Source organism: Exilispira thermophila (assembly GCF_055389015.1).
Window position 1 is genome coordinate 1,362,764 of record NZ_AP042476.1, and the last position, 14,964, is coordinate 1,377,727.

At 22.4% G+C, this 14,964-nt stretch carries 14 protein-coding genes and 1 pseudogene; 1 reads left to right on the forward strand and 14 read right to left on the reverse strand.

Going from position 1 to position 14,964, the window contains the following annotated elements; translation table 11 throughout:
• Nucleotides 1-400 precede the first annotated feature (400 nt).
• The 9 genes and pseudogenes from ACZ5EC_RS05800 to ACZ5EC_RS05840 form a co-directional block, all read right to left on the reverse strand.
• Nucleotides 401-1,303 (reverse strand): carbohydrate ABC transporter permease, encoded by a 903-nt coding sequence (locus ACZ5EC_RS05800; protein WP_464304014.1) that lies wholly within the window; start codon nt 1,301-1,303, stop codon nt 401-403.
• Complete coding sequence (gene lon / locus ACZ5EC_RS05805) at nt 1,296-3,224, reverse strand: endopeptidase La (protein ID WP_464304015.1); 1,929 nt, start codon at nt 3,222-3,224, stop codon at nt 1,296-1,298. Before lon ends, ACZ5EC_RS05800 begins: the two co-directional genes overlap by 8 nt.
• Before the next feature lie 211 nt (nt 3,225-3,435).
• Nucleotides 3,436-3,675: pseudogene (locus ACZ5EC_RS05810) on the reverse strand (transposase); the annotation flags it as partial.
• Nucleotides 3,676-3,706: 31 nt separating this feature from the next.
• Nucleotides 3,707-4,231, reverse strand: a complete 525-nt coding sequence (locus ACZ5EC_RS05815) for a DUF6431 domain-containing protein (protein ID WP_464303101.1) — start codon at nt 4,229-4,231, stop codon at nt 3,707-3,709.
• Between the two features lie 442 nt (nt 4,232-4,673).
• Nucleotides 4,674-4,883 (reverse strand): hypothetical protein, encoded by a 210-nt coding sequence (locus ACZ5EC_RS05820; protein WP_464303102.1) that lies wholly within the window; start codon nt 4,881-4,883, stop codon nt 4,674-4,676.
• Between the two features lie 452 nt (nt 4,884-5,335).
• Nucleotides 5,336-5,935 (reverse strand): hypothetical protein, encoded by a 600-nt coding sequence (locus ACZ5EC_RS05825; protein ID WP_464303103.1) that lies wholly within the window; start codon nt 5,933-5,935, stop codon nt 5,336-5,338.
• Nucleotides 5,936-6,333: 398 nt separating this feature from the next.
• Complete coding sequence (locus ACZ5EC_RS05830; RefSeq protein ID WP_464303104.1) at nt 6,334-6,843, reverse strand: cysteine peptidase family C39 domain-containing protein; 510 nt, start codon at nt 6,841-6,843, stop codon at nt 6,334-6,336.
• Nucleotides 6,836-6,997, reverse strand: coding sequence for a hypothetical protein (locus ACZ5EC_RS05835; protein ID WP_464303105.1), 162 nt, complete (start codon nt 6,995-6,997; stop codon nt 6,836-6,838). The genes ACZ5EC_RS05830 and ACZ5EC_RS05835 overlap by 8 nt, the downstream gene beginning before the upstream one ends.
• A gap of 16 nt (nt 6,998-7,013) precedes the next feature.
• The gene (locus ACZ5EC_RS05840) at nt 7,014-8,216 is read right to left on the reverse strand and encodes an ISL3 family transposase (protein ID WP_464302846.1); all 1,203 of its coding nucleotides are present in this window, start codon (nt 8,214-8,216) and stop codon (nt 7,014-7,016) included.
• A gap of 888 nt (nt 8,217-9,104) precedes the next feature.
• On the opposite strand from ACZ5EC_RS05840, the gene rpmB reads away from it, so the two are divergent.
• Entirely contained in the window at nt 9,105-9,299 is a 195-nt protein-coding gene (gene rpmB, locus ACZ5EC_RS05845; RefSeq protein WP_464304016.1) for a 50S ribosomal protein L28, read from the forward strand.
• A 104-nt stretch (nt 9,300-9,403) separates the two neighbouring features.
• On the opposite strand, the gene ACZ5EC_RS05850 is transcribed toward rpmB, so the two are convergent.
• The 5 genes from ACZ5EC_RS05850 to queA all read right to left on the reverse strand — a co-directional run bounded on the left by ACZ5EC_RS05850 (nt 9,404) and on the right by queA (nt 14,808).
• A complete protein-coding gene (locus ACZ5EC_RS05850) occupies nt 9,404-10,789 on the reverse strand; it encodes an MATE family efflux transporter (RefSeq protein ID WP_464304017.1) in 1,386 nt (461 codons plus the stop codon).
• Nucleotides 10,790-10,814: 25 nt separating this feature from the next.
• Nucleotides 10,815-11,837, reverse strand: coding sequence for a magnesium/cobalt transporter CorA (gene corA / locus ACZ5EC_RS05855; protein ID WP_464304018.1), 1,023 nt, complete (start codon nt 11,835-11,837; stop codon nt 10,815-10,817).
• Nucleotides 11,838-11,945: 108 nt separating this feature from the next.
• Complete coding sequence (gene rsfS / locus ACZ5EC_RS05860; RefSeq protein WP_464304019.1) at nt 11,946-12,305, reverse strand: ribosome silencing factor; 360 nt, start codon at nt 12,303-12,305, stop codon at nt 11,946-11,948.
• A 32-nt stretch (nt 12,306-12,337) separates the two neighbouring features.
• Nucleotides 12,338-13,531, reverse strand: a complete 1,194-nt coding sequence (locus tag ACZ5EC_RS05865; RefSeq protein ID WP_464304020.1) for an LCP family protein — start codon at nt 13,529-13,531, stop codon at nt 12,338-12,340.
• Nucleotides 13,532-13,704: 173 nt separating this feature from the next.
• On the reverse strand, nt 13,705-14,808 hold the full coding sequence (queA, locus tag ACZ5EC_RS05870; protein WP_464304021.1) for a tRNA preQ1(34) S-adenosylmethionine ribosyltransferase-isomerase QueA: 1,104 nt from the start codon (nt 14,806-14,808) through the stop codon (nt 13,705-13,707).
• Nucleotides 14,809-14,964: the final 156 nt, after the last annotated feature.

Sequence of the window (14,964 nt, forward strand, 5' to 3'; positions counted from 1 at the left end):
TCATTTGATTTTAATTAATTATTTTATAATATAAATGTTTATTTTTTAATAAAATTTATTTTACTATTTATAATACTTTTTTTAATTTTTTATTTTATATCTCTACTAATTTAACTTTTACTTTTTAAAGTTTTTTACTTTTTATAATATTGTTTTATTTTTTTAATATTACCTTATTATTTATTTAATTTTTATTTTATATTAATTTGCTTAATCTTTATTTTAAATCTTTATTTTAAATCTTTATTTTAAATCTTTATTTTAAATCTTTATTTTAAATCTTTATTTTAAATCTTTATTTTTATATTTTTATTTTTATATTTTTATTTTTATATTTTTATTTTTATATTTTTATTTTTATATTTTTATTTTTATATTTTTTTTAAATGAATTTTATTTTCTAATATACTATTAAAGTTTTCCCTTTTGTACTGAATGTTCCTGTAATTTTTATATAAAAAATTGAAAAGATCATTAAAATTATAAATATTATAATTGAAAATGCTGCTGCTGAAGAAAAATTATAAAAAACAAAAGCATCTTTATAAACATATGTTACAAGAATATCAGCATAAGTCGATGGTGTTGTAACAAGATAGATTACATTTAAGTTATTAAAAGTCCATATAGTTCCAATAATAATAGCTGGTGTTAAAACAGGTTTTAATAAAGGAATAGTTATATCTTTTAATTGTTGGAAATAGCTAGCTCCATCAATTCTTGCTGCTTCATAAAACTCTTTATTAATGGATTGTAAACCACCAGATATAATTGTCATCATAAAAGGGATTCCTAACCAAATATTTACAATAACTGGAGCAATAAATGTCCATACTGGATGATTTAGCCATGGAATAGGTTGAATCCCAATTCTTCCTAGCATTACATTTATAAACCCAAATACTGGATTAAATTCTCCTCTCCATGCCATTGCAAGTATAACCTGTGGTATAGCCCATGGTAAAATCAAAATCCCTCTAATAAGCTTTGATCCAGGTAATCGTTTTTCTAAAAGAAGAGCATAATAAAGTCCACCATAAACATGGAAAATTAAATTAATTACTGTCCATAAAATTGTTCTTCCTAGAATTTTATAAAATGTAGCAGATTTTAATATTGATATATAATTTTTTAGAAATATAAATTTTTCATTAACACCCCATGTATATAAATTTCGATTTAAAAATGATACATAAATTTCATAAATAATAGGATATATAACTATTACAGCTATTACTAAAAAAGCTGGAAATATGAACAAATATGGGGTTTTGTATTTAATCCAGAATTCTTTTTTAAACATACATCACTCCTAATTGTCCAGTTAGTTTTAAACCCTGTCCACCTTTAATTAAAAGTGATTCTATTAACAGTGTTGCACCACCTAAAGAAGTCCAGGCTAATCCAACAGTAACACCAGGTTTTAAAACTTTAATTCTATCTTCTTCTCTAATTTTTGGAGGCCCTAAAAGTTCTTTAATATCATTAATCGTTAAAGTTACATTATATTTTTGTTCCATTGCTTTTTTAGTAGCAATTTTTCTACAAATCTTTTCAATCTCTTTTTCAAGGTCTCTAACACCTGCCTGTCTTGCATAATTATTGATTAAAAATATGAATTCTTTTTTATTTATTTTAATATCATTTTTAGTTAATCCATGTTTTTTAAGTTGTTTTGGCAATAAATATTTTTTACCAATTTGATATTTTTCTTCATCGATATACCCTGATAACCTAATAACTTCCATCCTATCAAGAAGAGGTCTTGGAATAGTATCAAGAGTGTTAGCTGTTGTTATAAAGAAAACATGAGAAAGGTCAAAAGGAATTTCTAAATAATTGTCTCTAAATTCATAGTTTTGTTCAGGGTCTAAAACTTCCAATAAAGCAGATGCAGGATCTCCCTGATAGGAAATACCTAGTTTATCTATCTCATCAAGCATTATTACTGGATTTTTGGTTTTTGTTATTTTTAATGCTGAGATTATTCTTCCAGGCATTGCTCCTACATAAGTCTTTCTATGACCTTTAATTTCTGCTTCATCTCTCATTCCACCTAAAGAAAATCTAAAAAATTTTCTATTCATTGCTCTTGCAATAGATTTACCTAGAGAAGTTTTACCACATCCAGGAGGCCCAACAAGGCAAAGAATAGAACCTTTAATATTAGGATTTAACTTTCTAACTGCTAAAAATTCTAATATTCTTTCTTTTACATCTTTTAACCCATAATGATCTTTTTCAAGAATATTTTTTGCTTTTTTAATATTTAAAGATTCTTTACTTTCTTTGTTCCATGGTAAAGAAAGTACTGTATCAAGCCAGTTTCTTATAACTGCAAACTCTGAAGTGTGAGGTTCTAATGTAGCAAATTTTTCAAGTTCCTCTTCTACCTTTTCTTTAACTTCACCTTCAAGTTTGTTTTCCTTAATTAATTTTTTATATTTTTCAACTTCAATAGATTTTTCATCTGTTTCAATTCCTAACTCTTTTTTTATAGCTTTTAACTGCTCTCTTAAAAAGAACTCCCTTTGTTGTTTTGAAATTTTTTCATTAATTTGATTATAAATTTTCTGCTGTATTTCAGCTATTTGAATCTGTTTATGGAGAAATTCAATAATTTTTCTCATTCGTTTTTTTAAATCAAATATTTCTAAAATACTTTGTTGCTCTTCCCTTGTTAAATCAAGAAGGTATGCAGTAAAATCAGTAACTTTCGCAGGAGTATCTGCATTAAAAATTGTAGCTTTAACTCTTTCCATAAAAAATTTGTTTTGTTCTGCAATACTTCTCACTTCATCAATAATAGTTGATTGATATGCTCTAATTTCTGGATCCTGGGAATCAAACTCTTCATCATAATATTCTACTTTAGCTTTTAATAGTCCCTCTTCTTTTATAAACTCTTTAACTGTAAATCGTTTAACTGAGAATATAAGAAGACTTAAAATATTATCAGTAATTTCCATTTTTTTAATTATTTTTATAACTGATCCAACTTTATAAAAATTATCAGGATCATCCAGAGGTTTATCTGGATCTTTAACAAGTAAAGCACCAAGAAATACATTATTATCAAAATTTTCTTTTAATTTTTTATCAAGTGTATCAACATTCAAATCAATTGGCATTACAATTCCAGGAAAAATTGGCTTTGGCAATATTGGAAAAATTGGTATTATTTCTGGTAAAATTTTATCAATCTCAATTATCTTTGTTGACATAGCTTCTCCCTTCATATTAATAATTAACGAATAATTCTATTAAATTAAAAAAAAAAGAACTAACTTGAATATTTCAATATTTTGATTTTGGAATTATTTTTTCAATCAATTATAATATAATTTATTTAAATAAATTGGTCAATTTTAAAACTATAGAATTTTTAGAGAATTAAAAAATAGATGGTTCTCTTTCATAATGTATGGATAGTTATTATAAATCACCTGCAATTTGTAATATTTTTAATTTAAGATAATCCTTATCTTTATAACCATATCCTCTTTTTAGTAATGTTTTTATTACATTATTTAACCCTTCTGCTTTACTATTTGATATTGGATATTTAAACCAATTTAATAATTTATCTATTCTTTTTTCTATCTTTTTTGCAAACCTTTTTAAATATTTATATTCACTTGATAATACCATATTTAACCAGTTTAATAGCATCTTTAAAGCTTCTTTGTTTTATAACTTTTGACCTTTAGTTATCTATAAATACTACTAAATATTTATGCCCTCTTTTATATGATACTTCATCTATACTCATTTTATTTACTTCTGGCAATTTAGAAATATGTGTTTCAAATTTCTTAGTTAGCATATTTTTATCAATCCTATAAATACTTGATTCTGATATACCTGTTATTTGTGATATTGATTTATTATCTAACTTTTTACTATATCTTAATATTTCTTCCCCTAAATATATTGAATAAGTTTTTTTAGAGTCAGTAAAATCAAGTTTTTCTGTTAACACTTTGTTACATTTTTTACAATTTACTCTTCTTAATTTAAACTTTAAATAAATAATTCTTCCCAATAAAAATCCTATTTTAATTTTTCTATATTTTGAATCATAAATACTACATTCTGTGCTGCATATTGGACAAATAGGTTTATTTTTATGATTAACTTCAATAATAATTTTATTTTCAATTAATTTTATATTTTTAAATAAAAATCCTTGAATTTTAAATAAAACTGCTATAACTTTTTCTAGTATCATTTTTTTTCTCCCTGTACTAATTTTTTTTAGTATGGGGAGAAATTATTTTTTTTATCCATTTGTTTTGAAATTGAATCAAAATATTTTAATTTAATTCACTTTAATTTTAAACTAAAATAAATATCTAAATAAGGATTTAATACACCTTCTGTCAAACTGTTACTTATACTTAAAGTTAGGCTATTATTTTATCTTTATATAATGAACAGGGTCTAAATCTTATATATTTTTTCAAAATTTACATCAAATGGTAGATATAAATTAATCTCTAAAAATTATTTTACATAATTTCTTTTCAAATCTTTAATCCAGTTTTTTAATATTATATCATAATCGATACCAAAAGTATTTTTAATCATTGTATTAAAATCCATATCAGATTTTAGAGTATCATTAATAAATTTTCTAAATTTTTCAATTCCAATACAAATTATTCATTATATTAATTTTTAATTAATTTAGCCAGATCTTTATATATATCATTATTCATTTTATCAACAACCAAAATATCTATTATTGGTAAATAATTTAAAGATCCATATATTTTTTCTAAAATTAGATTTACATTATTTAAATCAAATGAATTATAAAAGTTTATTTTTTTACCAAAATAGATATTTAATTTAATATTTTTGTTAAATATTTTATTCAATAAGTATTGCTTTTCTTATTTTTTATTTAAAATTTAAAATTATAGATTTTTCAAAAGATAGAAGGGAATTCACTAAAATGGTAAATTTTTGTGAACCCTCTATCTCTTTTTTATAAAAGGTTTTAGATTATTTAAGTATTTGTTAGAAATAAAAATTCAATTAAAATTAAATAACACTATTTTATTCTATTTAAAATTATTAAAAAACATAAAATAAGAAACTAAGAAAAAAATTACAGAACCTAATATATAAATTATTATAATACTAATTAAATATTTTCTTTTTTTAATTTTTTCTTTTTGAATTTTTTTTCTAAAAAATAATAACCATTCTATAAAATTAAATAAAATAGTAATAATAAAAAATATTAAAGTAGATATAAAAGAAAGTACTATTCTAATTGACATTTTTAATTATCCTTTATTTTTTTATTAAGTTGTTATTTCTCATATTAATTATTTTTCAATATTTTATTATAATGCTCTTCAATCCTTTTAATTGCAATTTGTCGAAGTTTATTCAATATATAGCCTTCAACTATTCCACTACCAGTACTACATGCTATTCCAGCAATTGTTACAGTACCACCAGTTGTAATGGCTGTAATAGTATAAATAGTTCCATGAAAAAGAATAGTTATACTCATAGTGACAGCAGCTTCAACCATTTCTTTCTTACTTTTTATTTTTTCTTTTCTATCCCTTTTTAATGCTTCATCCCTTATTTTTTCCCATTTTTCCAAACTTTGTTTGCTCATACTAAAACTTTTAGCTGGATTGTATCCACTGTCAGAAGTTAAGTATTCAAAAAGTCTTTCCCCCACAACCTTTGCCAACTCTTCATCAGAAATTTCACAATTCCCGATAATTTCATCAATTTCTTTGAAATCATCATCTTCATTATTGCTAATTGTAATTTCTTTGTTATCTATAGCTTGAGCAAACATTTTTTGTCCTATCTTAGCTTTGTTTATATTTCCTGCAAATACATTTATTGCAGTTAAATAAATTAATAAAATTAAGGCGATTATTATATAAGTAAACTTTTTCATATAGTACCTCCATTTTATCTCTTTATAAATTGAATTTTTTATAAATAATATTATCTTTATATTACCCTACAGGTATGTGTTTTAACTTCTTTTTTAAAGTTTTTAAAAAAACTTCTAACTAGTTTGGAATAGTGAAGCAAAAACATTGACAGAACTTTATAAATTCTGCCTTTTGCATACCTGCAGGGTTCTTAGCATAATTTATTATCCCTTGCAAAATCAAATTTAAAAAATAACATAAATACATCCTCTTTTAATTTAATTAAAATATTTAAAATTTAGTTTTTAATAAAAATTTCATTTATTTTGAATATCTATTTCTCATTTTCATTTAATAATTAATTTTATCTTTATTTTTATTTCTATTTTTATTTTGTTTTTTAAAGCAATTTCAATCTCTATTTAACTTTTAAATTAACCATATATTCAATTTTTTCTCTAAGTTTATTTTTTATTGTTTCTATCAAATTAATATTCTTTATTCTTTTCTTACTTTTAGCTATTAGTACATATGATGAGAATCTTTTTTTAAACTCTTGTTCATCAATAAAATAAACCCCTATTGATGGATCAACTATAAAATAATATTGATAATAATTACCAATATACAATGTAAAATGTTTTTCTGGTTTTTTAAAAAGAACTATTATTGGTAAATATTTATCTTCTTTTGAAATCTTTGTTAATTTATCAATACCTATTTTATAACCTTTTACTTTAAAACCATAAATGCCAAGTATATGTTTTATATCATCTAAACTTATAGTTAAATCTTTTTTTTCTTTTAACTTTTTAAAAAATCTATCTATAAGAGTTTTTTCATCAAGGTTATAAAAATAAAAATATTTTAAAAATGTTGCAACAGTTGCAATTCCACATGAGGTATCAAAACCCTGTTTATTATCCATAATAAAATCTTTTTTCTTCTTTTGATATTATTTTAAGTAATTGATTATTATAACTGACAAGATTCAAGGTAAAATCATTTAATCCTTTGCTTAATTTTTGATTATTTTGTGAAAAAAGGAAGGATGTTGAAAAAAATAATAGGTTCTCTTTCATAATGTATGGATAGTTATTATAAATCACCTGCAATTTGTAATATTTTTAATTTAAGATAATTATTATCTTTATAACCATATCCTCTCTTTAATAATGTTTTTATTACATTATTTAATCCTTCCGCTTTACTATTTGATATTGGATATTTAAACCAATTTAATAATTTATCTATTCTCTTTTCTATCTTCTTTGCAAATCTTTTTAAATATTTATATTCACTTGATAATACCATATTCAACCAGTTTAATAGCATCTTTAAAGCTTCTTTTAATGTATATATCCTGCCAAATATAGATAAAAAATCCTCTTTCATAAGATATATTTCATATAATGGTTTATTTAATCTCTTTAATTTTTCTATGTATTGCTTGCCATTTAAGTCTAATTTTGAATATCTTTTTAATATTATCCATCTCATATGTTTCTTAATAAATAACCCTTCTTTGAATGATAATTGTTTTTGATAAGCTCTTCTTTCTTCTTCTATTGCTTTATTTAATAACCTTGATATATGAAATTTATCAAATACTATACTAACTTTCCCATTAAAATAATTATTTATTGCACTTTCATAAGGTTTCCATAAATCCATTGTTACTACTTGAAGGTTTTCAATTCTTTTACTTAAACTTTCTAATCCTCTAATACAATCACTGTGTTTTCTTCCTTTTTCTAACCAGATAACTTTTGACCTTTCATTATCTATAAATACTGTAAAATATTTATGTCCCTTTTTATATGATACTTCATCTATACTCATTTTATTTACTTCTGGCAATTTAGAAAGATGTGTTTCAAATTTCTTAGATAGCATATTTTTATCAATCCTATAAATACTTGATTCTGATATACCTGTTATTTGTGATATTGATTTGTTATCTAACTTTTTGCTATATCTTAATATTTCTTCCCCTAAATATATTGAATAAGTTTTTTTAGAGTCAGTAAAATCAAGTTTTTCAGTTAATACTTTGTTACATTTTTTACAGTTTACTCTTCTTAATTTAAATTTTAAATAAATAATTCTTCCCAACAAAAATCCTATTTTAATTTCTCTATATTTTGAATCATAAATACTACATTCTGTTCTGCATATTGGACAAATAGGTTTATTTTTATGATTAACTTCAATAATAATTTTATTTTCAATTAATTTTATGTTATCAAATAAAAATCCTTGAATTTTAAATAAAACTGTTATAATTTTTTCTAGTATCATTTTTTTTCTCCCTGTACTATTTTTTTTTAGTATGGGGAGAAATTATTTTTTTTAAACTTTTTTTTTATCCACTCATTTTGAAATTGAACCAAATAATAAAAAAATAATTAATAAAATAAATAAAACTTTTTTAATAATACTTCTTTTTACTTTCAAATACATATTTGAATCCAATACTGTATTACATTAATTTTAATTAATTATTTAATTTACTTAAAAATGATTTTGAAAATTTTTAATAAATGTCAAAAATTTGTCAAGTTATTTTTTTATAAAATGTCATTTTTTTTATACATTTTATAGTTTTATACTTTAAAAAAACAATATATATATCATAATTGAAATTTTTTGAATGGTTGTCAGTTGCCAAAGACAAAAAAAGTATATATTTTTTCGTGGTTGATGAAGTTAATAATAAAATTTGGAATTATTATTGTTGATTTAATAAATAGAAACAATATATATATCATAATTGAAATTTTTAGAGCGATTGTCAGTTGATAAAGGCTAAAGAAATATAAAGACTTAGTGGTAGAAAAAGATATTTAAAAAATATGAAATTATTATATTTGATCAAATAAATAAATGATATATCTATCATTATTAAAATTTTTCGAGTGGATGTCAGTTGCCAAAGGCTAAAGAGACTAAATTGTTTGTTTTTTCTTAATGTTTAAAAAGATTATAATAAAAGGATTACATAACTGACCTAATGAGAAAAATTTTAATAATGATAGAATTATTTCTTATTTTTTAAATATCTCAATAATTTCAATTTTATTATTAACAAAAAGGATTTTTTTTAAAATATTTCTACAAAATTAATTGAAATAAAATTTTTATATGATATTTTCATTACCAAAGAAAGCTATCTCAAAGGAGTATCAAATGGCTAGACGATGTGATATTTGCGGAAAAGGTCCTATGACTGGTAATAATGACCCTAAGTCTCATAAAAGAACTAACAGAGTTTTCAGACCTAATTTACATAAAATTAAAGCTGAAATCAATGGTGAAGTTAAAACCATTAAAGTTTGTTCTAAATGTTTAAAATCTGGTAAAGTTAAAAAAATTGTTAAATAATATTTTTAATTAAATATTTTTTAATTATAACAAAAGTTTTTTTTAAAATATTAACTAAGAGCTATTTCAAAAATTATGAGATAGCTCTTTTTTATATCACTTTATCAATAAACTACTCTATGAATCCACTTCCCCTTTCTGAACCTGATATATCCAGTTATAAATTTAACTACCTCTTCCATACCTATAAACATAAAAACAAGATTTACTGGAAATTTAAATACAAATGCTGATACTAAACCAAAGGGGATCCCTACAAACCAAACTGAACCAACATCAATTAATAGTGCAAATTTAGTATCACCACCACTTCTAAAAATCCCAACGATTAAAAGAATATTTTCAGCTTTAAAAGTTAAAATAAAAATGAAAATAAACATAAAACTTTTTATAATATCTTTTACAACTATAGAAACCTTAAAAAATGATAATAATAATGGTGTTAATAAAAATATTATTATTCCTGTCAATATACCAAGTATTAAAGATAGTATAATTCCCTTTTTAGCAAAATCATGAGCTAAGTTGATATTGTTTTCACCAATACTATTACCAATAATGACAGCAGAAGCATTTGCAATACCTATAAATAAAATAAAAGCAAAATTTTGAATTGTTATAGCAATATTACTTGCAGCAACTGCTTCTGTTCCAATTCTTGCATAAATAACTGTGTATATTGTAACTCCTAAAGACCAGAACATTTCATTAAAAATTACCGGAAGTGTAACCTTAATAAATTTTTTCAATAGATGTTTAGATATAAATATTAAATTTTCTATATTTGAGTCACATTCTAATTTTTTACCATAAACAAAATAAAGTAATATTAATAATTCAAAAAATCTAGCTACAATTGTACCAAAAGCAGCTCCTTTAACTCCAAGTTCTGGAAAAACCCATATTCCAAAAATTAATATATAATTTAAAATTGTATTAACTAACACCCCTATAAAACTTGCAAATAATGATAATTTTACATAATGCATGGTTCTAAGAATATAAGAAAATAGAAAACTTATACTCATTGGGATAAAACTTATTGATACAAATTTTAAATAAATTTTCCCTGAATTAATTACATTTATATCTCTTGTAAAAAGTCCTAGTAATTTTTCAGGAATTAAAAAGGATATTAGAAAATATATCCCCGAAATTATCAATGCTATATCAATTGCTATTCCTGTTACTTTTTTAATTTTATCAAAATCTTTAGCACCCCAGAACTGAGCAGTAAAAATAGCTGTACCACTTGCAAGGCCAAAAATTATTAGATTTAGCAGAAAATAAATTTGATTTGCAATTCCTACTGCTGCAATTGGGATATCCCCTAATTGCCCAATCATCAATGTATCAATAAAATTTAGAGAAGTTAAAAGTAAATTCTGAGCAGCAATGGGTAACATTAAAACCCATAATTTAGCAAAATATGTTTTAAATGAAATTATTGAATTATCTGGCTCAAGGACATTTTTTCTTTTATTTATCATTAAATTTCCTGAATTTGTTAAAATGTTATAACCATTTTTTCTTTTTGAAATAAACAATCATCCCAACACTTATAACCAGCATCACTCCCAATACTGAATAATATCCATACCTCCATTTCAATTCAGGCATATAAAGAAAATTCATCCCATACAATCCTGTAATAAAAGTTAAAGGGATAAAAAATGTTGAAATTATGGTCAAAACTTTCATAATATCATTGGTCTTATTACTTACACTGGAAAGATATATATCAAGCATATCTGTAACCATATCTCTATATGTTTCTATAGTATCTATAAGTTGAACAGTATGTTCATAAAGACTTCTAAAATATACAAGTGTGTCTTTTAATATCAGAGATAATTCCCCTTTTTCTATTGTATTTAAAATCTCTCTCAATGGCCAGACTGATTTTCTAACATGGATTAATTGTCTTCTGAGTTTATGAATAGTTTTTACAATTTTAGAATCTGAATTTCCTAAAATCTTATCTTCTAATTTATCTACTTCATCACCAATTTTTTCCAGTGAAATAAAATAATGAGTAATTATTGAGTCAATAATGGAATATAAAAGATAATCTTTTTGCAATTTTCTTATTTTACTATCTTTATTTTTTAATTTTTCTCTAATATTATCAAAAACATCTTGCTGCTTTTCCTGAAAGGTAATAATAAAATTATTACCTACAATTATACTTACCTGTTCATTAATAATGTTTTTAGAATTAATATGATCGAAACTTATCATTTTAAGAATAATAAACAAATAATCTTTAAAATCTTCTACCCTTGGCCTTTGCTTTGTTTTAACAATATCTTCCACTACAATAGGGTGTAAATTAAAAGCTTTACCAAATTCAGCTATTGCTTTATTATTTTTACTTCCTATAAAATTTATCCATGTTACAGAATCATTATCAATATATTTCAAGCAATCTTTAATGCTTTGAGGTTTATATTCTTTATAACTTTCAGCATTATATTTTATTATGGATAAATCTATTAAGTCAGCCTTTTTTTTATTATTGTGAATGTTGTTAGTCATTTTCTATGTCTTTTTAAAATTTATTATATATACAATTCATTGTTTATTATAATCTTGTTTGCAATAAATGTTTATAATTTTACTTTAAAATTATTTCTTATTTTAAATCTATTTAACTTTTTTAAATTGATTTATATCGAGTTTATATTTGTTCCACAGATTTTCTAATTGATAAAACTCTCTTTTTTCTTTAGTAAAAAGGTGTAAAACAAAAACGTTATAATCTGAAAGAATCCAATCAGTTTCAGCTTTCTCTTTTCTATTGATTTGGTTTAATCCGTCATTTTTCATCTGTTTTTCTATTTCAAACAAAATTGAATTAGCCTGATTCATTGATTCAATAGTTGCAATAATAAAATAATCTGCAACTGGTAAAACCTCCGCAATATCAATTACAGAGATATCTTCGGCTTTTTTTTCTTCTAAAATAGAAATTACTTTTGAAACAACTTCTTTTTCTTTTATCACTCTTTTATGCCTCCTAAAATTTTAATTTTATTTTATTCTATTCTATCGATATTAAAATCTTCACCAATAATTATTGTAACATCCACACCTAGACCTCTGTCTATTTTTGTATAAATATTCTTGGTTTTCAAAATTTTTGCAACAGTTTGAGCCTTTTGTAAATTACCAACTCTATCAATAACAACTGTTTCTTTAAAAGGATTATCTGCATTACCATAGTAAAGCACATCAACATTATAATAAAGTAATTTGTTCCTTAATAATTTAGCCATCCCCTTTTTAGTTGACCCATTTTTTATCTCAACTGTTAGATTTTTTTCATATTTTTTAGAAGTAGATGCTAAAAAATTAAAAATATTTTTTATTCTATATCTTGCATATGCTCCATCTTGTAGAGGAAGAAGATAATCAACTCCTCCAATTTTTATAGGTTTTGTTAATAATATTTCATAATAAAAATTTTCTTTTGGAAAATTCTTAAATTGATTAATTAAAACATTAAAATCCATTAATGTATAATTTGTATTTATCTCTTTATAAAATATTTCTATTATTTTTTTTACATTTGATAATTTTAAAAGATCATTTTTTCTTTGCAATAAAATATTGATAAAATTTATTTGCCTTTTAATTCTTCCTATATCACCCTCTTTGTCTGCTCTAAATCTTAAATATTCCATAACTTTATCACCATCGAGCAAATTAAACCCTTTTTTTAGGTCAATATAAAGATTACCAGAATGATCAATATAATGCATATCTTTATCAATATAAACTTTAACTCCACCTAGCATATCAACCAGAGACTGAACAATTTCATAATTCAAAATAATGTAATATGGAATATTTATTGATAAAAGCTTTTCTAATGATTTTTTTAATGTAACTATATCTGATTTATAATAAATATGATTGATTTTATCATAGAAAGATTTACCTTCATAACTAACTTTAACCCTTAAATCCCTTGGTATTGTGTAAACAAAAAGTTTATTAGTTTTAATATTATAAAAAGTTAAAAACATTGTATCAGTTCTGCCTTTATTTTCAGATGTTTTGTCAATACCAAGAACAAGTGTTGTTAATAAAGAATTATCTTGAAATTTCAAAGTGGAAAAAGAGGAATAATTTAGGAAATATCTTGTAATTGAGACAACAGCTACAATTAGAGCAATTATAATAAATAAAACTATGAGAAATACATAATTTTTTTTTCTTCTATACATAATTTAAACCAGTTAATATATTTATAATTTATATTTATAATTTATATTTATATTTATATTTATTATTTTCATCTATTATTATTAATACACTTTTATATAAATCTTGTTTTTATATATACTATTATAAAATTCTTTATGTGAATTAATATTATTTAATTAATAGATATAGTCAATTAAATAATAAACATAGCATCACCATATGAAAAAAATCTATAATTATTTTCTATAGCATATTTATAGTATCTTCTTATATTTTCATTTCCAGCAAAAGCAGAAACCAATATTAATAAAGAAGATTTTGGAGTATGGAAATTGGTTATAAGAGAATCAACAATATTAAATTTATATCCTGGATAAATGTAAATGTTTGTTTTAAAATTTCCAGAAACAAGTTTTCCATTATCATTAAAATTTCCCTCTAAAGCCCTTAGAGTTGTTGTTCCACATGCAATTACTCTTCCTTTTTTACTCTTTACAAAATTTATTGTATCAACTAAATCCTCTTTTAATTCATAATATTCATAATGCATTTTATGCTCTTTAATATTTGAAGTTCTAATCGGACTAAATGTTCCCCAACCTACATGTAAAGTTACATATTTTATATCAAAAATCTTATTTTTAACCTTTTTTAGTAAATCTTTTGTAAAATGTAACCCAGCAGTTGGTGCAGCCTGAGAACCCCCTTTATTAGAATAAACAGTCTGATAATAGTTATCATCAATCTCTTCTGCTTTTCTTTTAAAATAAGGTGGAATAGGGATATTTCCAATTAAATCAAGAGTTTCAATTGTAATAATATTTTCGAATTCAACAACTATTTTATCCTCAACAAATTCTATAATTTTGCATTTAATTTTAGTTTCATCTCCTAAAACTAAAATGTCCCCTATCTTAAATTTTTTTCTATTTTTTATTAAAGCATAAAACTTTGAATTATTAATTTCAAAATTATTTTTACTTATTTCATCTTTATTCTTGAATTTATTATTATTTTTAATTTCAAGAAATGGATCAAGAAGTAAAATTTCTACATTACGGTTATCTTTTTCTCTATATCCATATAGTCTACTTTTAATAACTTTACTATCATTTAAAATTAAAAGATCATTTTCATTTAAATAATCAATAATATTATAAAACTTTGTATCATCAACTATATTTCCTTTTTTATCAACCACAAGTAATTTTGCTTCATCTCTTTTTTTTAATGGATATTTTGCAATATATGATTCAGGCAAATCAAAGTTGTATGCTTCAATATTAAATAAATCCATTTAATAATTCCTTTTTAATAATTAGCATGTTAATCATTAATTATGAAAATAACAATTTTTATAAAATCCATTATTAAAATAATAATATTATTTAAAAAAAATTAATATTATAAAAATATTATTTTTGTAATATTATTATAGTAATAATATCAAAAA